At 68.3% G+C, this 21,458-nt stretch carries 18 protein-coding genes and 2 pseudogenes; 15 read left to right on the forward strand and 5 right to left on the reverse strand.

The genetic code is table 11. From position 1 onward, the window contains the following. A partial coding sequence (locus ACWD2L_RS38645; RefSeq protein ID WP_351345945.1) for a sensor histidine kinase occupies positions 1-1,168 on the reverse strand: 1,168 nt, incomplete at its 3' end. A 125-nt stretch (positions 1,169-1,293) separates the two neighbouring features. Here ACWD2L_RS38645 and ACWD2L_RS38650 point away from each other — a divergent pair. The 10 genes and pseudogenes from ACWD2L_RS38650 (at position 1,294) to ACWD2L_RS38695 (ending at position 10,102) form a co-directional block, all read left to right on the forward strand. After that, positions 1,294-2,064 carry an ABC transporter ATP-binding protein gene (locus ACWD2L_RS38650; protein ID WP_351345942.1) on the forward strand — a complete coding sequence of 257 codons (771 nt, stop codon included), beginning with the start codon at positions 1,294-1,296 and terminating at the stop codon, positions 2,062-2,064. A 5-nt stretch (positions 2,065-2,069) separates the two neighbouring features. Beyond that, positions 2,070-4,481, forward strand: coding sequence for an ABC transporter permease (locus tag ACWD2L_RS38655; RefSeq protein ID WP_351345939.1), 2,412 nt, complete (start codon positions 2,070-2,072; stop codon positions 4,479-4,481). Between the two features lie 348 nt (positions 4,482-4,829). Next, positions 4,830-4,982 (forward strand): annotated as a pseudogene (locus ACWD2L_RS38660) (IS3 family transposase); the annotation flags it as partial. Positions 4,983-5,020: 38 nt separating this feature from the next. Beyond that, positions 5,021-5,497 carry a transcriptional regulator gene (locus tag ACWD2L_RS38665; RefSeq protein WP_351341783.1) on the forward strand — a complete coding sequence of 159 codons (477 nt, stop codon included), beginning with the start codon at positions 5,021-5,023 and terminating at the stop codon, positions 5,495-5,497. Then, positions 5,386-6,519, forward strand: coding sequence for a hypothetical protein (locus ACWD2L_RS38670; protein ID WP_451193539.1), 1,134 nt, complete (start codon positions 5,386-5,388; stop codon positions 6,517-6,519). The genes ACWD2L_RS38665 and ACWD2L_RS38670 overlap by 112 nt, the downstream gene beginning before the upstream one ends. A gap of 421 nt (positions 6,520-6,940) precedes the next feature. Beyond that, complete coding sequence (locus ACWD2L_RS38675; RefSeq protein ID WP_351341777.1) at positions 6,941-7,150, forward strand: hypothetical protein; 210 nt, start codon at positions 6,941-6,943, stop codon at positions 7,148-7,150. Positions 7,151-7,266: 116 nt separating this feature from the next. Continuing rightward, the gene (locus ACWD2L_RS38680) at positions 7,267-7,560 is read left to right on the forward strand and encodes a hypothetical protein (RefSeq protein WP_327660063.1); all 294 of its coding nucleotides are present in this window, start codon (positions 7,267-7,269) and stop codon (positions 7,558-7,560) included. Between the two features lie 120 nt (positions 7,561-7,680). Next, on the forward strand, positions 7,681-8,217 hold the full coding sequence (locus ACWD2L_RS38685; RefSeq protein ID WP_351341775.1) for a hypothetical protein: 537 nt from the start codon (positions 7,681-7,683) through the stop codon (positions 8,215-8,217). 101 nt (positions 8,218-8,318) lie between these two features. Continuing rightward, positions 8,319-9,440, forward strand: a complete 1,122-nt coding sequence (locus tag ACWD2L_RS38690) for a sensor histidine kinase (protein WP_451193542.1) — start codon at positions 8,319-8,321, stop codon at positions 9,438-9,440. Next, positions 9,437-10,102, forward strand: a complete 666-nt coding sequence (locus tag ACWD2L_RS38695; RefSeq protein WP_351341771.1) for a response regulator transcription factor — start codon at positions 9,437-9,439, stop codon at positions 10,100-10,102. Before ACWD2L_RS38690 ends, ACWD2L_RS38695 begins: the two co-directional genes overlap by 4 nt. A 220-nt stretch (positions 10,103-10,322) precedes the next feature. Here ACWD2L_RS38695 and ACWD2L_RS38700 read toward each other — a convergent pair. The 3 genes and pseudogenes from ACWD2L_RS38700 to ACWD2L_RS38710 all read right to left on the reverse strand — a co-directional run. Next, a pseudogene (locus tag ACWD2L_RS38700) lies at positions 10,323-11,062 on the reverse strand (helix-turn-helix domain-containing protein); the annotation flags it as partial. 9 nt (positions 11,063-11,071) lie between these two features. Continuing rightward, positions 11,072-11,302: a hypothetical protein gene (locus ACWD2L_RS38705; RefSeq protein WP_351341769.1), complete on the reverse strand. Its 231-nt coding sequence runs from the start codon at positions 11,300-11,302 to the stop codon at positions 11,072-11,074. A gap of 208 nt (positions 11,303-11,510) precedes the next feature. After that, positions 11,511-12,113 carry a TetR/AcrR family transcriptional regulator gene (locus ACWD2L_RS38710; RefSeq protein ID WP_351341767.1) on the reverse strand — a complete coding sequence of 201 codons (603 nt, stop codon included), beginning with the start codon at positions 12,111-12,113 and terminating at the stop codon, positions 11,511-11,513. 110 nt (positions 12,114-12,223) lie between these two features. Between ACWD2L_RS38710 and ACWD2L_RS38715 the strand changes: the two genes are divergently transcribed. The 5 genes from ACWD2L_RS38715 to ACWD2L_RS38735 all read left to right on the forward strand — a co-directional run bounded on the left by ACWD2L_RS38715 (position 12,224) and on the right by ACWD2L_RS38735 (position 17,220). Next, positions 12,224-12,955, forward strand: a complete 732-nt coding sequence (locus ACWD2L_RS38715; RefSeq protein ID WP_351341766.1) for an SDR family NAD(P)-dependent oxidoreductase — start codon at positions 12,224-12,226, stop codon at positions 12,953-12,955. 100 nt (positions 12,956-13,055) lie between these two features. Then, complete coding sequence (locus ACWD2L_RS38720; RefSeq protein ID WP_351341764.1) at positions 13,056-13,856, forward strand: alpha/beta fold hydrolase; 801 nt, start codon at positions 13,056-13,058, stop codon at positions 13,854-13,856. A 220-nt stretch (positions 13,857-14,076) separates the two neighbouring features. Next, positions 14,077-14,802 (forward strand): FadR/GntR family transcriptional regulator, encoded by a 726-nt coding sequence (locus tag ACWD2L_RS38725; RefSeq protein WP_351341761.1) that lies wholly within the window; start codon positions 14,077-14,079, stop codon positions 14,800-14,802. A gap of 130 nt (positions 14,803-14,932) precedes the next feature. Next, positions 14,933-16,255, forward strand: a complete 1,323-nt coding sequence (locus ACWD2L_RS38730) for an MFS transporter (protein WP_351341758.1) — start codon at positions 14,933-14,935, stop codon at positions 16,253-16,255. Positions 16,256-16,257: 2 nt separating this feature from the next. Then, complete coding sequence (locus ACWD2L_RS38735) at positions 16,258-17,220, forward strand: 2-hydroxyacid dehydrogenase (protein ID WP_351341755.1); 963 nt, start codon at positions 16,258-16,260, stop codon at positions 17,218-17,220. A gap of 290 nt (positions 17,221-17,510) precedes the next feature. Here ACWD2L_RS38735 and ACWD2L_RS38740 read toward each other — a convergent pair whose 3' ends face one another. Next, positions 17,511-21,353, reverse strand: a complete 3,843-nt coding sequence (locus ACWD2L_RS38740) for a glycoside hydrolase domain-containing protein (RefSeq protein ID WP_351341752.1) — start codon at positions 21,351-21,353, stop codon at positions 17,511-17,513. Positions 21,354-21,458: the final 105 nt, after the last annotated feature.

The raw sequence follows: 21,458 nt of genomic DNA on the forward strand, positions 1-21,458 counted from the left end.
ACGGACTCGACACCCGCATCCGGCCGTCGAGAGCGGTGACCCGGTCCGCGAGCCCCGTCACGCCGCTGCCCGCGGGATCAAGCCCGCCCCTGCCGTCGTCCTTGATGTCGAGGATCAACAGATCGGAATGGTAGCGACCGTGCACCGCGGCCGTCTTGGCACCGCTGTGTTTGGCGATGTTCGTCATGGCCTCGTTGATCAGGTAGTACATCGTCGTCTCGAGCTTCCTGGGCAGCCGCTCGGGCAGTTTCAGATCCACCGTCACGGGGAGCGGGAACCGGCCCGCGTAGTCCTCGATTGCCGCGACGAGCCCGTGGTCGGCGAGCACCGGCGGGTTCAGGCCCCGGATCAGAGCCCGCAACTCTTTGTGCGCGGTGGACAGTTGACGCTCGGCCTGGCTGAGTAGTTCGCCCTGGGCCGAGTCCGGCTCGGTGTCCAGACGCATCAGACCCAGCGTCATGCCCAGCGACACCAGGTGTTGCTGGGCTCCGTCGTGGAGGTCCCGCTCGATGCGGACTCGCTCGGCGTCGAAGGAGTCGAGAAGCCGCGACTGGGTGGCGCGCACCTCGCGCAGCTCCTCGCCGAGCTCCCGGTCCCGTGGGGCGAGGAAGGAACGGGCCATGGCGGCGCGAGCCCCCGCCCACGAGGTGACCGTGTACGGCGTGGAGAGCAGCACGAGTACGCCGAACACCGTCCAAGGCCAGGTGTCGCCGTCGGTCGAGGCGATGGTCGTGGCCGGCAGCCCGAACGAGAAGCCGAGCACCATCAGGTCGAGCCACCAAAGGGCGACGGCCGACAGCAGCGTGAACATCAGCTCCCGCCACGTCGCCTGCTCCTTGAGCCGAGTGGAGACCCAGCCGCGCAGTCCCGGGGTCTCCGGGGCGCGGTGCGGGTCGCTGACGTGGTCGAGGTCGACGAGGCGCAGCCGACGGCGCTCCGCCGTGGCGACCACGGTGGAGGCGAGGACCAGGCCGACCAGGGGCGCGACACCTATCAGTACGACCAGGAGGATCAGGCCCGCGGTCAGGCCGAGGGTGAAGACGAGGATCGCCGCGGCCCCGACCAGGACACCACCGCTCAGATACGCGAGGGACCGCCAGGGCCAGCTGGAGGTCAGAAAGCTCAGCGGCCGCTGAGCCATGGCCTGCCAGGCCGTTGTGGGTTGCATGCGGCCAACGTACCCATGCGGTCTCTTCCGGATCTCCTGAAAGCCCGGGAGGTAGAGCTGCCTCTACCTCAGAAGTAGAGAGCGGGTCAGTGCCCCGGACACCCCCGGTGCAGTGGAATCAGGGCATGACGATGACGAGTCACACCACTCCCACGCAGGACGCGGTTGAACTTCACGCGGTGCGCAAGGTCCACGGCACCGGTGGACGGCAGGTCACCGCTCTGGACGGCGTCTCGCTCTCCTTCCGCCGCGGCACCTTCACCGCGATCATGGGCCCCTCGGGTTCCGGCAAGTCGACCCTGCTGCAGTGCGCGGCCGGTCTCGAGCAGCCCTCCGACGGGCAGATCGTCCTGGCCGGCGTGGACATCGGCCGCCAGAACGAGATGCAGCGCACCGAACTGCGCCGCAAGCACGTCGGCTTCGTATTCCAGGCGTTCAACCTGGTGGAGTCCCTGACGGCGGCGCAGAACGTGGAACTGCCGTCCCGGTTCGCCGGCCGCAAGGTCAGCCGCGAGCAGGTCTCCGCGGCGCTCGCTTCCGTGGGACTCGCCGACCGCGCCGGGCACCGGCCCAGCGAGATGTCCGGAGGCCAGCAGCAGCGCGTAGCCCTCGCACGTGCCCTCATCACCCGGCCCGACGTCCTCTTCGCGGACGAGCCGACCGGCGCCCTGGACACCGTCACCTCCCGCGAGGTGCTGCGGATGATGCGGATGCTGGTCGACCGCGAGGGCCAGACCACCCTGATGGTCACCCACGACCCGGTGGCCGCGGCCCACGCCGACGTCGTCGTCTTCCTCAAGGACGGCCGGATCGCCGACCGCATCCACCTCGACCACCAGGCCGGCGGCGACAACGCCGCGGCGATCGCCACGCACATGGCCCGGCTGGAGGCCTGACCGACATGCTGATCCTCGCGAACGTCCGTGAACGCTGGTCCGGTTTCCTCGGCGCCTTCGTCGCCGTCCTGGTCGGAGTGGCCCTGATCACCACCACCCTGGTCATCTACGACTCCGCCCGCGCCAAGGTCCAGCCCCGCTACGAGGGCACCGCCGCCCTCGCCCTTCCGAAGCAGGCCGTCGACGCCGACGGCAGCCCCGAGGACCGGATGCCGTGGAGCAGGACCGAGGCCGAGCCGTTCGTCTCCGCCCTGGCGAGGATCCCCGGCGTCGCCGACGCCGTGGTCGACCGCTCCTTCTACGCCCAGGCGATCCAGAACGGCAAGCCCGTCACCGACGAGGGCGCCGACGGGTCGGGGCACGGCTTCGGCAGCGCGCGGATGGCGCCGTACCGGCTGGTCTCCGGCCGCGCCCCCGCCGCAGCGAACGAGGTCGTGGTCGACCGTGACCTCGGCGCCGCCGTGGGCAGCGAGCTGACCGTCAACATCACCAAGGGCCGCGAGCAGTTCCGGGTCGTCGGCACGGTGGACGGCCCCGGCTACTACTTCAGCGAGCGGTTCGCGGCCCGGCAGCAGCCGGGCGTGGCCACCATCGCCCTGATCCCCGACAAGGGTGCCGACACCGGCGCGATCGTCTCCGGGGCGAAGAAGGCCATCGGCGACAACGGCAGCGTCGTCTCGGGTGACGGCCGGTCCGAACTGCAGCCCGAGTACATCGAGCACAAGCGTTTCCTGGGCGTCCAGCTCATCAGCGCGATGGCCCTGCTCGGCCTGTTCACCACGGTTTTCGTGGTCGCCTCCATGCTGGTCCTGTCCACCGGGATGCGCCGCCGCGAGATCGGCCTGCTGCGCACCATCGGCGCCTCGCCCAAGCAGATCCGCCGCATGATTCTCGGCGAGGCCGCGGTGGTCGGGCTCGCCGGTTCGATCGCCGGCTGTCTGGCGGGCGTGGCCGCCACTCCGCTGCTGCTGTCCATCCTCAAGGGCCTGGACGTGACGCCGCCCGGCATGGAGATCACCGTCGCCGCCTGGCCGCTGCTCACGGGCTCCCTGGTCGGCATCGGGGTCAGCGTGATCGGTGCCTGGAGCGCGGGCCGCAAGGCCGCCAAGGTCGCCCCCATCGAGGCGTTGCTCGACAGCCGCTCGGCCAACAAGGGCATGGGGCGCGGTCGTTGGATCGCCGGTCTCTCCGTCCTCGGCCTGGGTGTCCTGCTCGCGATCGGAACCGCCACGTCGACCGCGGACAACCGCATCAACATGGCGATCTTCGCCACCATGACGCTGATCGTCGCGGCGGCCCTGCTCGCCCCGGTGTTCGTCGGCCCGGTCGGCCGCCTCCTCACCGCGCCGTTCCAGCGCGGCGGCAGGGCCGCCCCGGTCCTCATCCGCGCAGAGCTGGTCGCCAACCCGCGCCGCGCCGCGTCGCTGGTGGCCCCGGTGATCGCCGCCGTCGGCTTCGCGGTACTGCTCAGCGGGATGGTGTCGACCATGCGGGTCGCCTACCCGGCCGGTGAGGCGCTGAAGGTCGCGGGCCAGACGATCGTCACGCCGGACGGCACCCCCGGCAACACCGACGAGGTCGTCGCCGACAATCCCGTGGGCAAGGCGGCGCTGCCGACCCGCGCCTTCGTCGAGACGAAGCACGGCAATAACGGTGAGAACAACGAGAACGCCGGGGCGTCCACCGTCCTGGACGTCCTGGGCAGCCGGGACGCGAAATGGAACAAGCGGGGCGAGGCGGTTCTCGGCGAGAAGATGGCCGGCGACCTGGGACTGAAGCAGGGCCAGGAGGTCCCGGTCCGGTTCGCGGACGGTGCCACCGTCTCCCTCCGTGTCTCCCAGGTGCTGCCCGACGACCCGGCCCGCGGTGACTTCGTGGTCGCCCGTGAGCTGGTCCGCGCCCACGACCCGGCCGCGCTCACCGACGACATCTTCGTCCCGGGCGACGCCAAGGCCTCGGCCGCGGCCCCCGGAGTCGCGCTGCACGACGCCGCCGAGTACGCCCTGGCCGACTACAACACCGACGCCAAGCTCACCGAGTCGCTCGCCATGATGCTCATCATCATCGCCGTCGGCTACAGCGTGATCGCCGTCGCCAACTCCATGGCCATGGCCGCCCACGGCCGGCGCCGCGACTTCGCGGTGATGAAGTCGGCCGGCGGCACCGTCCGCCAGCTCCTGTTCACCGCGGCCGGCGAGACCGCCCTGGTCATCGTCGTCGGCGCCGCCCTCGGAGTGCTGGTGACGCTGCCCCCGCTGGCCGGCATGGCGGCCGGCCTCTCCGAGGCCACCTCGTCGGACGTGGGCCTGCACCTGAACTCGGGCGTCGTCGTCGCCGCGATCATCGGCACCTTGGTGGCGGCGCTGTTCGCGGGGGTCGCCGTCACGTCGAAGACGCTGAGGAGGCAGGCGGTCTGAGGCGGACGCCACGCGAAGATCAGCACAGTACGACGAAGCGGCGGCCCCCGGAACTCCGGGGGCCGCCGCTTCGTCGTACTCTGATGCCCCAACGGTTGAGCAGACGGAACGGCATCCCCCATGTCGCGCTCCGCGCACGCAACGAGCAGGCGGGGGCGAGGCTGGTCCTTGGGCCGTAGTGCTGGAGGAGGTTGTCTTGGCCGGTACATGGCTCGGTGGGGAGCTGGCTTGGTTTCAAGGACGTCGTGCTGCTGGCAGCTTCTAGAGATCTTTAATGGCTGGGGTTACGTGGGGTCGTGACGGTTGTCGTGGGCTGCGCTATGCCGGAGGGGTGAGGTATCCCGATGGCGGTGGAAGACCCGGGTCGAACTGGCCAACGCGATCTTCGAGTTCATCGAGATCTTCTACAACCGCCAACGACGACATTCAGCACTGGGCTACCGCACCCCCATCGAGTACGAACTACTCTTCGAGAACGACACCACCCCGGCTGCCGGTTAGCCACAAGGGCTGGAGCCCAACTGGTGGGGCAGGTCAAGATGTCACCCGATCGTGCAGCAGACCCGCTGCGCAAGCAGGTCAGCACACTGGAGGCGAAGGGGTACGTCGAGGTCAAGAAGGGGTACGTCGGCAAGCGGCCGCGCACCTGGGTGAGCCTGAGCGATGCGGCCGGGGCACGCTGGAGGGCCATGTCGCCGCCCTGCAACAGGTCGTCGAGACATCCTGCCGCCTCTCGGCCGACGCCGGAAGCTGACGGCGGACGGGCCGGAAGCTCTGATGGCACACTTTCGATCTGTCACACCGGCGCGAGGGGCGTCCGGGGGCAGGGGAGGGGTGGCCGGTGCGCGGGCGGGTGCATGACGTGGTCTGGGGGACGGTGCGGGTGGTGTTGGCCGTCGCGCTGCTGGGGGCGGCGTGGCAGCTGGCACGGAGCGCGGAGCGTGCCCGCTCCGTCGACCTCGACTTCCCACGCCTGGCGATACACGACGCCCAAGGGCGGGACACCGGCAGGCTGAAAGTGTGCGGGGGCCGGTACCAGGAGCCGTTCTGCATGCGGGCGGAGCAAGTGGCAGTGGACGAGGTACTGCTGAAGCTGAACAAGAAGACCGGGGCCCGCTACCAGTTCGAGTTCGGCCGGACCGGCGGGCGCACGCTGGCCATCAAACTGGACATCGACGGTGCGGACCGGGACCTGGTCGAAGCCGCCGACGGTCGCGGAAGGGCAACCCTGTTCTGGTGGCGCGATTCGGTGCGGCTGCTGGAGGTGCCGGCGGGCGGTGAGGAGCTGACGCTGCGCACAGCGCACTACCCGGGCCGGGAGTTCGTGCTCCCCGCCGCGTTCGGGGCGGCCCTCGCCGGGCTGGGGGCAGCGTTCCTGTGGTCGGGGCTGTGGCGGATGGTGCGTGGTGGCGTGTCCCGGTTGAACTGGCCGTGGCAGACGGTAGTGCCAGGGGTGACCTTCACCATGGCAGGGCTGGGCGGGGCCCTCGGCGCGTTCTTCGCGGAGGACCGACCCTGGACGATGGCGTGGACCGGGGGTGCCGTGGGTGCGCTGAGCGCGGTGGGCATGGCCTGCTGGGCTTACCGGTTGATGCGGCGCAGGCTGCCGACACTGGTGCGCATGGAGCCCATCGTGCCGGTGGTGGAGCGCCGCTTCCAGGGCATCGTGTGGGGTCCGGGCCCGTGGCAGCTGCTGTCGATGGGGTGGCTGCGGACCGGGCCGCAGGGACTTGCCGCCGTATCCGGACCGGCAGTGGGCACCGGCAGCTTCGGGATGCGGCTCCTCCCCGGCACTCTGCGCCTGGTTCGGGTGCGGCCACCGCACCGTGACGACCCGCTGCGGCTGCGGTTCGGCCGGTACGGGCGTACGGACGGGGCGGAGGAGGCGCAATTCGGGCTCGTCGCCGAGTGCGAGGCACTGGACGGACCGGTGCCCGGCGCGCGCATACTGATCGGCGCGGGCAGCGAGGACCTGCCGCACGTGCTCGGCGCCCTGTCTGCTGCCACGCCGTCCCCGCTTTCCCCGCCTTCCGCCTAGCTAGCGACGTGAGTCGGAGATTCTGTGGCAGTAGGCGGCGACCTTGTCGAGGATCTAGTTGGCTGTCGTGGCCCAGATGAAGGTCTGGGGTGCGGCTCGGCGCCGGCGCGTAGGGCGGAGCCAGGCGATGGGCACTGCCCGGGGCCGTCGTAGGTCCTGGGGATGTCCCGGTAACTCGGCTGGATGTCAGTGGCGTTGGTTAGTGTGTACGCAGTTGACGAGACCCTTGAAAGGCACGGTGCATCGGTGCGGACGGCGAACCGTCGAGGTGCGGCGGCAGAGTACCTATAGGGGCGCCTGGCCGGCGCTCTCCTGTGGCGACGCCCATCGGGCGGCGACGTCGTCACACGGCCCCGGCAGCGGGACGACTCCTGCCCCGGTCTCCGTGACGGCGCTCTGACGATGCCGTGGAGGGCCTTTCTTGTCAGCAACCACTTCCACCTGCGACCACCGCGTGCACCACGTAGTGGTCGTCGCTCTGATCTCCGTCATCGTCGGGCTCACCTCCGGGATTGGTCTTGCCGCTCTCGGACAGTCCCCGCTCGCCGCTGTCGCTTCAGGTGGGGCGGTCGTGCCGGTCGTCTTCTCCGCCGGCATGATCGCAGTCACGTACGTGAAGCGGCAGGTATAGCAGGCGACTTCGTGGGGTGTCCTCTCCAGGCCACCCGGTGGTCCGGAGCGTGACCAAGCCGGGAGTCCGGGGTTGAGCAGGCGATGTCCCGTCGTCGAAACAGGGAGAACTCCCAGATGCACATCCGCTCCGCCACCGGCGCCCTCCTCCTGGCCCTGGCCGCCTCCGTCGCCTGCTCCACCCCGGCTCCGGCCGCCGACCCCGAGCCGGGCACCGGCACGGTCGTCCTGTCCAATGAGGCGTACGACAGCCTTGTCCGCGCCGATGAGGACGAGCAGGAGCTGATCCTGACGAACCCGTCCTACCGCGAGGCATGGCTCTTCTGCCTCGGCTCCACGGAACCCAGCCACGTGGAACGGAACGCATGGGGCCAGGGGTACGTGTGCATTCCGGACGGCGCGGTGCAGTGACCGCGCCGTCCGGCTGACGGACACCGTGGGGGTTGTTCCACCTCCGGCCGACCGATGTCCACCCGGAGGTCCACCCATGGGTCCAGGTGGTCGAGGCATTGCCGCAGCAGTCTTATGGGCATGACTACGACCGAGTGGATCACCGACATCGCTCTCCTCCTTGTCGTCTTCCGGCAGCTGCGGGAGGGCCGACTGGACTGGCGGACCTTCCTCATCCCGCTGGGGATCGTGGCCTTCGTGGCCCACCAGTACCTCGAATCCGTACCGACCGGAGGCAACGACCTGGTGCTGATCGGCACCCTGGTGGCCACGGGCGCCGCACTCGGCATCGCCGGCGGCGTCTACACCAGGGTCCGGGTCTCCGGGGAGCACGTCCTGATCAAGGCCGGCGCGGTCTCGGCGGCGCTCTGGGTGATCGGCATGGGCGCGCGCATGGGATTTCAGCTGTGGACCGAGCACGGCGGCGGCGACTACGTCGCCCGCTTCAGCATCACCCATCAGATCACCAGCGATCAGGCGTGGGTCGCCGCGTTCGTCCTCATGGCCCTCACTGAGGTCGTCACCCGGCTGGCCACCATCTTCGTACGCGGCCGCATGGTGGCCGGGCGGCCGGCGCCGGAGACGCGTCCTGCCCTGAGCGTCGATCGCAGCGCCTGATCGTGGGTTATCGTCGCGCCGTGCCAGTACCTGAGAGCCGTCCGGACCCCGCGCCCGCCCCGGAGTCCGGGCACCCGGCGGTTCCCCGCAGAGATCCCAGGATGCACTGGGCCGTCACGCTCGTGGTCATCGCCAGCGGCTTCCTGACGGTCCGCCCCCTCGGCCTCAGCGGCCGGGGCCTCGCGGTCGCCGCGCTCCTTGTGCTGTGCTCGGCGGCGCTGCTGGTCCGTCAGCTGCCCGAAGCCAGGTTCTCCCCGCGCGTCGTCCTCGTATGGATGTCACTGGGTGTCGTCGCGTCCGCCGCGTTGATCGGGGTCAGTCGCACCGGCTCCAGCTATCTGTTCGCCTACTTCCTTGTCGGCCACATCGGCTACCGCTTCCCGCTCAAGTGGTCCCTCCCGCTGGCCGCGTCCAGCAGTCTCCTGTGCGCCGTGGTGCTCCGCTTCCACTTCGGCCCGGGACACCACCAGTTGGCATGGGGCCTGGGACTCACGACGGGCCTTCCTGTGGTGGCGGGCATCCTCAGCCGGAGCAAGCAGCGCGCGCTGGAGGCGGTGATCGTCGCGGCCGAGTCCTCCGAGCGTGCCGCACGAGCCGAGGCCCGGACCGCCGCGCTGACTGAGCGCAGCCGGATCGCCCGAGACGTGCACGACGTGCTGGCGCACTCGCTGGCGGGGATCAACATGCAACTGGAGCTCGCCGACGCGCTGCTGGACACCGGCGACCTGGACAAGGTCCGCGAGGCGAACCACAAGGCGCACAGCATGGTCAAGGAGAGCCTCAAGCAGGCGCAGTGGACGGTGCACGCGCTGCGCGAGGACGCACTGCCACTGGTCGCGACCCTGACCGCGATGCTGGAGTCGTCCGGCCACCGGGATGCGCTCACGGTCATCGGCCCCGTCCGGCCGCTCTCGGCGCGCGGCACCCAGAATCTGCTGCGGATCGCGCAGGAGGCCCTGACCAACGCCGGGCGGCACGCCCCCGGCGCGACCGTCGCGGTGCGGCTGACGTTCGCGGAGGCGTCGACGACGCTGACGGTCCGCAACGGGCCAGCCACCCGTGAAGCGTCCGCGGGACTCGGCAGCGGGATGGGACTGATCGGGATGCGTGAACGGGTCGCACTGCTGGATGGCACCCTTACAGCGGGACCGGTGCCGGAAGGACCGGACGCAGGCGGCTGGCAGGTGGAGGCAGTTATCCCGGATGAGAGTGTTCCCCGATGAGTGAACAGGCCGATCAGCAGAGCCGGTTGAGAGTGATCGTCGCCGACGACCAGGCCGCCGTCCGTGAGCCTCTGGCCGCGGTGCTCGCCCTGTCCGAGGACATCGACGTGATCTTGGCCGCGGCCAATGGCACCGAAGTGCTGGCCGCGGTGGCGGCCGGGCCGGTCGACGTGGTGCTGATGGATCTGCGGATGCCTCAGATGGACGGCATCGAGGCCACCCGCACGCTGAGCGAGGAACACCCCGGTGTGGCGGTGGTCGTGCTGACCACCTTCGCCGACGACGACTCCATCCTGGCCGCCCTGAGCGCCGGAGCCCGCGGGTACCTGACCAAGAACGCCGGGCGGCAGGACATCCTCCGGGCGATCCGCGCGGCCGCCGCCGGTCAGTCCGTCCTCGACCGCGAGGTCCAGGACCGGCTCCTGGCCACGGTACGCACCACCGCACCGGCTGCCACCCAGTCGCTGCCCGCGGACATCACACCGCGCGAGCGCGAGGTCCTGACGCTCATCGGCCAGGGCCTGCCCAATCGAGCCATCGCCGAGAAGCTGTTCATCAGCGAGGCCACGGTCAAGACCCACATCAACAACCTGTTCGCCAAGGCCGACATTCGCGACCGCGCCGACGCCGTCCGCCGCGCCATCGCCGCAGGTCTGGCCTGACACGCCCGTACGGAGGGCCATGCCACAGGTCCGACCGGGGCCCGCCGACACTCGCGGGCCTGTGCGTGCCGATAATTGCGCCCTTGCAGGCCAGGAAGCATGTTGGCACTCGTGGAGCACGCCGTCGAGACGGTCACGTCGGAGTTGAGCTTGCCGAATACCTTATCCAGCCTGGTCAGGCGGCATGTCGGTACTCGTGGAGGGTGCCGCCGAGTCGCGCTCGCCGTCGTATGTCCAGATGGGCGATCCGGCCCGGGGCCTCGAGTGGAGCGAGGTTCTTCGCGGCCTGGACGACCCAGGACGCGGTGGGATGTGCGGTGGAGCCCAGGATGCGGATCCGGTGGTTCGCGTGCTCGATCGTGGCGAACACGTACAGACGCCTCCCGGTCAGGGTGACGGTTCGGAGAAGTCGCATGCCAGGAGCGCGTCGGCCTGGGAGCGCAGGAAGTCCGCCCAGGTGCTCGAGGCCCGCTCAGGTGCCGGGTGGATGCCGGCCTCCTTCAAGATTTCCCAGACTGTGGATGCCGCCACCTTCACCCCGAGATCGAGCAGCTCTGCGTGGAGGCGTCGGTAGCCCCAGCTTGGATTTTCCCGGGCCAGGCGCAGCACCAGCACCCGGATCGAGTGCACGGTGCGGGGCCGGCCTTCGCGCTTGGGCCGAGACTGGGCAGCGTGTCGGCGAGCGATCACGTTGCGGTGCCAGCGAAGTACCGTGTCCGGCTTCACCAGCAGCCGCATCCGACGCAGCACTTCCCGCGGCAGGCCCTGGAGGAGCGACGCCAGGAACGCCCGGTCGCTCGCATGGAACTGAACCTGCTGCCCGTTCAGCTGCCGTTCCAGAACGCCGATCTGGTGGCGCAAGGCCAGGATCTCGACATCCTTCTCACGGCCGCTCATCGGCAGCATTCGCAGCATCGCGAACGCGTTCGTCACACCCAGGTACGCCAGCCTCAGCAGCACGACTGATCATCATGCCGCGCCCATCGCCAGCACGCGAGAGCGGTGATTGAGCAGCCTCGGCGGGTGCCGAAACCCGCTCCCGCCTGGATGGATGAGGTATTCGGCAAGGGCAGGGTCCAGGATGCTGGAGAGGTTCTGCCAGCGACCGGAGGTCATTTCCTCCCAGGTGGCGGCGCGGGCATAGCGGCACACGGTGTTCCGGCACATCTCCAGACGGCGGGCGATGGCCCGGAGCGACATCCCCTGGTTCGTAAGGTCGTGGACGGCGATGTGATCCCGTTCAACTCGGGCCGCCAGCCTTCCTGCTCGGGAGACCGGTGGCTGGCAGACCTCCGGCGCCGATTCGGGAGCGGGACCAGGGTCACGCAGGCGGCCACTGTGCTTGCTGACCTGGCTCTTGACGGCTTCGGCGAGGTTGTGCCAGAGATGCCAGAGGTCGGCGACAAGCTTAAAGCCGCTCCGGGGCCGGCCTCGGCAACGGACTGGCGCCCTCTGGACGCAGCCCGTCGATGATGATGGTTAGGTAGCGCCGCCACAGGTCCGGTGTCGGGCCTGGCATTGCCGCGACGGTGTGGACGGTGGCACAGGTCAGCAGCAGGACATCGGCCCCGGTGACATCGGCTCGCACGAGACCGTCTCGACGAGCCCGTTCGACCAGCACACCGGCACTCGTGAGCAAATCGTCGTGGATTTCTGCGACCACGGGGTTGCACTCGCTGGCCGCCCGCAGGAACGCGAGGCCCTGCTGCTGCAGGATCTCCGCAGCTGCGGACAGGAACTCCCGTAGTGCCACACCGGAGTCGGGCGACTCCGAAAGGCGTCGGGCAACGGCCACGAGTCGGGCGAGGCGATCACCGGCTACGGCCGCGACCAGAGCCTCCTTCGTGGCGAAGTGGCGGAAAACCGTGCCCTTTGCCACGCCCGCCCGGTGGGCGATGTCGGCGACCGAGGCGTCGATGCCCCGCTCCGCGAACTCGGCCTCGGCCGCCGCCAGCAGCGAAGCGCGGTTGCGGACGGCATCGACACGGGCCGGACGAGCTACTGAAGGCATATCAACACACTAGCAAGTTGACCAGCCGGTCATGTTCGCCCTACGGTTCGATTATGACCGCACGGTCACTTTTCTCTGATCGTCACGCAACAGAATCGAGTGGATCTTCCATGCGAATCCACGGAGCGACCGCTCTCGTCACCGGTGCAAATCGAGGGTTCGGTCGGCATCTGTCCGAAGAACTGGTACGGCGCGGCGCCAAGGTCTACGCGACTGCTCGCCGCCCGGAACTCGTCGACATCCCGGGCGCTGAGGTGCTGTCGCTCGACATCACCGACAGGGACTCCATCGACGCCGCCAGCCGGATCGCCACCGATGTCGACCTCCTGGTCAACAATGCGGCTTCCACTGACGTGGCGAGCCTGATGGCCGGTGACCGCGCCGCGATCGGGCAGATGATCGACACCCACTTTTTCGGCACACTCGACGCGATCCGGGCATTCGCTCCCGTCCTGGCCGAGAATGGCGGCGGTGCCATCCTCAATGTCCTGTCGCTCACTGCCTGGACCACTGTTGAGGCGAATACGGCTCTTTCCGCCGCCAAATCCGCACAGTGGGGCTTGACCAACGGTGTGCGGCTGGAGCTGGCGGGCCAGGGGACCCTCGTCACCGCGCTTATCGCCGGGCTCATCGGCACCGCGACGCTGCGCGACGCCATGAAGGACACCGGATTGAAGTTCTCCGCTGAGGTGATGAACGACCCGGCCGCTCTCGCCTGTCTCGCGCTGGACGGCATTGAAGCAGGAGAGATCGAAATTCTCGACGGACTCAGCGTCGAGGCCAAGGCTGCCCTCGCCGGCCCTCCTCGCGCCTTCGACCTGGCTGCCGCGGCGGCCAGGTGACAGTCAAGTGCCAGCGTCGGCCAGAGGCAGCGACCGCGTCTCTTGATGAAGAACGTGGCCTTATCGCGCGACGCCCGCGCATCGACAGAAAGGATCGGGGATGCCCGACCTGCAGATCGACGAGCACATAATCCACTACGAGGAGCACGGCGAGGCGGGATCGCCGCCGCTCGTGCTGGTGCACGGACTCTACGGCGAGTCGGCAGGGCTGGCGCCGCTCGCGCAGCGCTTCGCCCGGCAGTCCCGGGTGATCGTGCCGGACGCCCTCGGACACGGCCTGTCCTCGCATCCGGCCGAGTTCGACATCCAAGACCAGGGACGGGTCCTGGCCGGGCTCATCGCCGCCCTCGGCTACCAAAAGGCAGCGATCCTCGGCATCTCGATGGGCTCCTACCTCGCCACGCAGGCGGCGATCCTGGAGCCGGCGCGGGTCTCCGACCTCGTACTCGTCGTCCCGAAGGCGCACGGCCTGACCTCTTCCATAGCCGCCTATGCGGCCCGGAGGGGCGTCGACCTCACGACGGCCACGCCGGAGGAGACGACTGCCTTCCTGGCCGAGGTGCTGTGGTCCCCGCACACTTCACAGGCGCGGCGCGACGAGATTCTGGCCACCCAGATCACGGCGCAACGGGTCGTCCTCACCCCCGAGGAACGGGCCACGATTGACCGCTCACTGCGCGGCTTCGACCTCCGCCCCGGGCTCGCGACGATCACCGCACCGACCCTCGTCGTCTCCGGCCGCGCTGACGGCCTGAACCCGCCGGAGGTCGGCGAGGAAGTCGCCCGTGGTATCCCCAGCGCCCGTTTCGAGGTCTACGAGCACTCCGGCCACCAGTTGGCCTCCGAGGAGACCGACCGGCTCATGAGGGACGTCGAGGCGTTCCTCCAAGACCGAGGGTAGTTGGCGCACCTCCCAGAAGCGGGGGCGGCCCGGGAACAAGATAAGTAGGCCCTGAGGACGGAGCGCCAAGGATCTCCCGAGCCCTCGACTCACAGACATGAAGCCATCCCGGCAGAAGCCTGCCAGGGCGAAGCTGCAGACACACTTCCCTCTCGCCCGTGGCGAGGGGGGTATGAGGTGTGGGGCCGGGGTGAGTCGGCTGCAGATTAGTCTGCACGGTATGCCGAAATCCCTGTTGCAGCAGACTCTTGATTCGCTCGGTAGTGCCATCGTCACTGGTCGGCTGCCTGCAGGGCATGTCGTCCCCATCCAGGACCTCGAAGCGGACTTCGGGGTGTCCCGTTCCGTCGTGAAAGAGGCGGTACGGGTGCTGCACACTCTTGGTCTGGTCAGCAGTGTCAAGCGGGTCGGTGTCCGGGTTCTGCCGTCGACCTCGTGGAACTACTTCGATCCGCTGGTCATGCGCTGGCGCCTGGAGAGCGATGGTTACGCTGCCCAGCTCCGCTCCCTCAACGAACTCCGTGGCGCGATCGAGCCGGCGGCGGCGGAGCTGGCGGCACGTCATGCCCCCGACGATCTGTGCAGCAGGCTGCTGTCACTCGCCGCCGAGATGCGTGCGGTCGTGCGCGCACAGGACGTCGAGCGCTTCGTCGAGATCGACGTGACCTTCCACAACGTCATCCTGGTGGCATCCGGGAACGAGATGTTCGCGCAGCTTCAGAGCGCGGTGGGGAACACCGTCTCTGGGCGGAGTGACCTCGGGCTGCTGCCGGATCTGCCTGACGAGGATTCCCTTCAGTTGCACGTGAGTCTCGCTGATGCCATCCAGGGGCGGCGCCCGGAAGAGGCGCGTGCCGTCGCGAACCGGCTGGTCAGCGCGATCTTCTCCGAGACGGCAGAGGCATGGGCCCAGGTGCCCCGGACGTTCAACGACAGCGTTCAGTAGTCGACTGGCACCAGATGACTGTCGCCAAAAAGATGCTTACATGGGTTTACGGAGGTGATGAAGGATGCTTACATTGCTCTGGCTCGGCGATGCCGAGGCACCCCGGCAGTAGGTAAGGGAGCCGCACATGATGCCCAGGGCCATAGCGATGCGTGATCGCAGCATCACCGCAAAGGTGACAGTGCGGCTGATGCTGTTCCTCACCTTGATGTACCTCCTCAATCAGTTCGACCGAGGAAACCTTGCCTTCGCGGAGGAGAGCCTCTCCGCCGACCTCGGGCTGAGCAACGCGGCCTTCGGCTTCGGAGCAGGCATCTTCTTCATCGGCTACTTCATCTTCGAAGTACCGAGCAACCTCATCCTCCACAAGGTGGGCGCCCGGCGGTGGCTGGCGAGGATCATGGTGTCCTGGGGGATCGTCACCGTCCTGATGACGCTCGTGCAGAACGAGTCCATGTTCTACGTGCTGAGGTTCCTTCTCGGTGCGGCCGAGGCGGGATTCTTCCCGGGCGCCGTCTACTACATCGCCCTGTGGCTTCCGAGGCGTGAGCGCGGGAAAGCACTGGCACTTCTCAGCGCGGCCGGCCCGGCCGCGTACCTGCTGGCCGGGCCGTCCTCGGGCCTGCTCCTCGGACTCGACGGGGCCGCGGGTCTCCACGGCTGGCAGTGGCTCTTCCTCCTCGAAGGTGCGGCCACCGTCGTCGTCGGCATCGTCTGCTGGTTCCTCCTCACCGACCGGCCGGCGGACGCGAATTGGCTCACCAGTGCCGAGCGTGAAGAACTCACCGCCCGCATTGAGAACGACAGGGACGCGGAAGAGCCGCGCCGGCACAGCCTGTTCCAGACCCTGCGCCAGCCCAGGGTGCTCCTTCTCGCCGGTGTCTACGCCTGCATGCAGATCACCAACGCCGGCCTGATCTTCTGGCTTCCGTCGGTGACGCGCAGGATCGGCGACCTCTCCACCTTCCAGGTGACCTCCCTCTCGGTCACTCCCTACGCCTTCCAGATCATCGGGCTCTTCCTTCTCGGCCGTTCCTCGGACCGGCACGGACGACACCAACTGCACGTTCTCGTCGGCTGTGTGTGCATCGCCCTGGGGCTCGGTGTCGGCGCGGTCGTCGACCCGGTGGTCGGCTTGATCGCGCTGTGCTTTGCCTTCTTCGGCTACGGGACGATGTCCGCGTTCTGGGCGCTGGCCTCGTCCTACCTCGGCACGACGGCAGCCGGAGCAGGCGGGCTCGCCTTCGTCAACGCCGTGTCAGCGCTGGGAGGATTCGTCGGCCCCACCCTCTTCGGCTACCTGCTCGACGTCACCGGGTCCGTCACCGCGTCGCTCATGGCACTGGCCGGCGTAGGAGCTCTCTCAGCCGTGCTCGTGATGTTCGTCCGTTCCCCCTCATCAAACCCGAGCCGTCCCGCGGCGCCCGTCGCCCCCCTGCAGGAAAAGGAATAGTCGTGCCCGAAACCATTCTCTGGATCGGCGAAAAGGACGAGAGCGTCCTCGACGTTCTCCGAAGCGAGATCCCCGACGGGTTCGAGCTGCTGATCCCCGACAGCGGAACCCCCACGAGGGACGATCTCAAAAGCGCCGCCTACATCCTGAACGGCGCCGGAAGCGTATCGGGGGAGTACTTGAGGGCGGCATCGAACCTGAAGCTGGTGCAGCGACTGGGCGCAGGGCTCGATGGCGTGGATGTGGCAACTGCGCGAGAGCTCGGCATCGAGGTCGCCAACCTCCCCGCACTGAACTCCGCTGCGGTCGCCGAGCACACGCTGCTTCTCGCCCTGGCCTCCGCGCGCCACCTGTGTACGCAGCACACCAACATGACTGCGGGTCGCTGGGCGCCCAACGAGCAGCTTTCGTCGACCTTCGAACTCCACGGCAAGACCTTCGGCATCATCGGTTTCGGCGCCATCGGACGTGAGGTCGCCCGACGGGCTCAAGCTTTCGGCATGACCGTCCGGTACTTCGATGTCACCCGTGCCCCTGCGCACGTGGAGAACGAGACCGGCGCCCTCTACACACCATTTCGTGAACTGCTGCAGCAGGCCGATGTGGTCAGTGTGCACGTACCGCTCACAGAACAGACCGCCATGCTGATCTCGCACGAGGAACTGGCGGCGATGAAGCCCGGGTCGGTGCTGGTGAGCGTCTCCCGCTCAGGCATCGTCGACGAAGCGGCACTCCGGCAGAACCTGGAGGAGGGACACATCGGCGCCGCGGGCATTGATGTCTGGGCCGAGGAGCCGGTCAGCCCCTCGGACCCGCTCCTCATGGCCCCCAACGTCACCGCCACACCCCACTGCGCCGCCCAGACACGGGACACCGTCGTGCGCTGCTTCCGCGCCGCCCTGGCGAACATCGAACGAGCCCACCGTCACGAGGCCCTCAGCCTCGCACCCTCGTGCCACACCTGACCCGGGCCCCTGCCTCAGACTGCCGGCACGCAGTCGGGTGGGCGGTGGTGCCGAAAATTCTGACGTGGCGAGTGGCTTGCTCGATGACGGCGAGGACGTACGGGCGCCTGCCGGTTAGGGGGCGGTCTCGATCAAGTCGCGGACCAGGAGAGCGCCGGCCTCGCGAAGACGCCGCGGATGCCCTGCTCTCCGGCCGTAGTCCTCCTCGAACGACTTGTCCGGGCCCGGCGCCGACGCACCTATTTGGAAGGGCGTCGGCCGCCTGGCCCGAAGCGGGTCAATCGCGCTTTCTACTCCGGCCGCACCGGATCGCTCTTCGCGCTCTCAGCACCCTGTCCTGCCATGTTCTCCGCAGTGACGGTGAAGGTGTACGGCTCGCCGGTGGTGAGGCCCTCCACCTGTGCCTTCGTGGCGCCCTCGCCCACGCTGACCGGTGCGAGTGGCTTTCCGTTCTGGTACGGCGTGACCAGGTATCCGGTCACCGGAGCACCGCCGTTGAACGCCGGGGCCTTCCACCGCACCGTGGCACTGCCCTCGCCGGCTGACGCCGAGACCGCCCCGGGGACGTCGGGCGCCGACGGTACGGCGTCCACCTCCAGCTCCTGCAATCCGTTGTTGAAGCCCGTACCGCCCTTGACCTGGAAACGCACCCAGTCGACGGTCTTCTTGCCGAAGTTCACGGTCATCGGCCCCTCGGCGGGGATGTCCTCGACCTTGACCTCGCTGCCGTCGGAGAAGGTCAGGACGCCGCCGTTGACGTCGTCCTTCGTCGCACGGTCGGACAGCACCACCCGGTCCGCCGTGATCTTCTCCGGCCAGTTCAGCTGCACCCACGGGTCGAGCTCTCCGTCCGAGGCCCAGTCCGCGCCCGTCGTGGCGCCGTTGTCGTCGCAGCCGTCGTGGACGTTCTCTGCTGGGTAGTCGTCGCTGTACTCGGACGACGCCGTCGCCTTGACGCCTGGCCAACAGGCGGCGTTGCCACGCAGTTTGGTCTTGTCCAGGGTGATGTCGACCAGCTTCGAACCGGTGGCGTCCCCGCTGTCGGCGGAGGTGGCGGTGACGCGCACCCGGCCGTCCCGGTGGTTCACGGTCAGGGTGCCGTCGGAGTCGATCTCCGCCTTCTTCGTCGGCGACCCGTCCGGCTCGGTCACCGACCAGAACACCTCCTTGAGCGTGGCGTCATCGGGTGCGACCGTGGGCGTGAAGTGACTCTTGCCGTACGGTTCGTCGAGCTTGTCCGAGCTGCTGACGGCGATGTCCTTCACGAACGTCGGCGTGCGTCCCTCGGACTTCGACTCCGACGGCGGCAGATGCTTCGTCCCCCACTTCTTGTTGGGCTCGGCGCCCATCCACAGCTCGAGGGTTCCGCCGTCGGTGAGCTGGTCGTGCCGGAACCAGGCGTCGTCGAGGCGCTTACCGTCCAGCTTGGCGCGCTGGATGTACTGGTTCTTGGCCGAGTTGCCGTGCGTGACGATGCGAAATTGCTTGCCCTTGTAGTAGTGCTGATCGAGCTTGATGGTGATCTCGTCGAAGACCGGTGACGTGATGTCGTACACCGGCTTTTCCAGACTGCCGCCGGTGACCTCGAAGAGTCCCATGCCCATCAGGGCGCTGAGGGCTCCCATCTGCCCCTGGTCCTCGTCGAAGTGGCCGTAGCCGTCGTCGGTCGCGGTCGAGCCGTAGGTCTTCTCCTTGACCTTTCGCACCCAGTACTGACTCAGCCACGGCTTGCCGACATAGTTGAAGAGATGGGCCATTTCGAGGCCGGGCTGATTGCCGTACGAGACGTAACCTCCCCCGTACTCGCTGATGAAGTTCTCCTTCTCGGCCTTCGTGAACGCGTAGTTGAGCTTGTCCGCGTACGCCGTCTCGCCACCCATCAGGTTGGCCAGACCCATCACGTCCTGGGTGGTGAACCAGGTGGCCTGCCAGGCGTTCGCCTCGTCGAAGTCGTCCGGGGCGAGCGGGTCGAAGGGGGTGAGCCAGCTGCCGTCGGCGTTGCGCGGGCGGATGAAGCCGGAGTCCTCGTCGTACAGGTTGCGCCAGTTGCGGGAGCGGTCCTCCAGATACTGGTGGGTGTCGGTGTCGTCCCAGGCCTCGAACTCGTTCAGGCCGACGTTCTCGCCCTCGCCGCCGGTGGCGGTGAACGTGACCGAAGTGACCTTCCGCTTCTTGAAACGGACGGTCTTCTTGTCACCGTCGGTGGGGACGTCCTTGACCGCCACGCTGGAGCCGTCGCTGAACTCCAGCCGTCCGGAGCGGACATTGCTGTCGCCGTCCGCCCGGTCGCTGAGCACCACCTGCTGCAGTGAGCGCGGCTTGTCCCAGGTCAGCTCGATCCAGGGGTCCTGCTCTCCGGCCGACGCCCACTCGACGTCGGTGGGCGCGCGAAGCGGCCGGCCGTCGATCGCGTGAGCGGCGCCGTGCTTCTTGTCCAGCTCGGACGAGGCCTTGGCCTTCGCGTACTGGGTGGCGTTGATGCCCCGCTCGCCCAGTTGCCCGGCGAACTGGGCAAGGGCGTAGTCCTGGTTCGCGTACTCCAGGGTCTGGCCCGCGCCCTGGCCCGTCGTGCCGTTGGCTACGTAGCCGAGATCGAGGTAGTCACGGTTGCCGCCGGTGCCCCAGTTCTTGTAGTCGAACCATGCCTTGTCGAAGAGGCCGCCGACCGACTGGGAGTCCATCATCGCCTCGTACGCCAAGTCCGTGTCGAAGTCCCGGATGCCCTTGTTGTAGGCGCCGGTGATGAAGGACGTCACGGGCGAGCCGCTCATCACCAGCGAGTCGTTCCCGGCCACCGGCCCTCTGGGCAGCAGCCCGCCGTCCTTGTACATCTGCAGCTGCGACTTCACCAGGCTGCTGTAGATCTCCGGATACGCGAGGCCGAGGACGCTGTTGAGATTCCACTGGGTCAGCCAGAGCGCGTCGTAGTTGTACATCGCGAACTTCGGCTTGCCGTCGTCGCCGACCGGTATGCGTCCGACGCGGCCGTTGCCCCACGTGTTGTCCAGGTAGGCGCCGTCGGCGTCGCTCACCATGCTGCGTCCGCACAGGACGTGGAACAGGTCGGTGTAGAACTTCTCCTGCTGCTTCGCGGTGCCGCCGCCGACGTCGACGCGGCCGAGCATCTCGTTCCACTGCTTCTGGGCGTCGGCCTTGACGGCGTCGAAGTCCCAGCCGGGGAGCTCGCTCTGCAGGTTCTTCTCGGCTCCCGCGGTGCCGGTCAGGGACAGGCCGACCTTCAACTGCACCTGCTCGCCCGCATCTAGGTGGTCGTAGCGCACGTAAGCGCCCGCATCGTCCCCCGAGACCTCGTCGACGGGCTTTCCCTTGTCGACGAGCTTGTCGCCGGCCCAGCCGTGCAGGGAGTCGAAGGGCTTGTCGAAGCGGATGTCGAAGTACAGCTTCACCTTGTGGTCGGCGTCGTCCTCGCCGAAGCTCTCGCCGCGTTGCACGACGTAGCCCGCGATCTCGCGGTCGTTGCTCTTGGTGACGTGGGCGTTTTCCATGATCGCCTCGCCCAGATGTCCGCCGAGGTTGACCAGGATCTCGCTGGGGCCCGCCTTGTCGTACGTGTAGCGGTGCATGCCCACGCGGTCGGTGGAGGTGAGTTCCGCGTCGATGCCGTACCGGTCCAGGTGGAGCTTGTGGTAGCCGGGTTGGGCGACTTCACCGTTGTCGTGGTCGACGTGCGACTGCCAGCCCTCGTCGCCGTCGAGTTTGTTCACGCTCTCACCGCTGGTGGGCATGACCTGCACGCCGGACAGATTCCAGTCGTGCAGGTGGCTGAAGCCCTTGACCTGGTCCTCGTTGCGCCGGTATCCGGTGCCCCGGGAGGAGTTGGTGCTGGTGTCCGGGCGCAGCTTGACCATGCCGAACGGTCTGCTGGCCGACTGGAAGAAGAAGTACCGGCCGATGTCGGCCTCCACCCAGGGATTCACCTGGTCCACGTAGTCGCGTCCGGCACCCGAGGACGACCCGCCCGCGGACGGAGCGGCCGCGGCGGCGGGCATGCTCGCGCCACCGTCCACCACACCCAGGACCAGCAGGAAGACGCTCGACAGTAAGGTCAGTCGGCGGACGAGCCGGGGGACGAAGGCTCCGGCGGTCCGCCCGCCTCTGGGACGACCTGGCATGGCAGTCTCCTTGCGGAATGGTTAGCGTTAACGTGAGTATCCAAGCCAGGAGGGTTCCCGCTTCGCAGGGTCGTGTCAATGACGCCGACACGACCGGATTCCGCG

It is taken from the genome of Streptomyces sp. NPDC002754 (assembly GCF_053592315.1).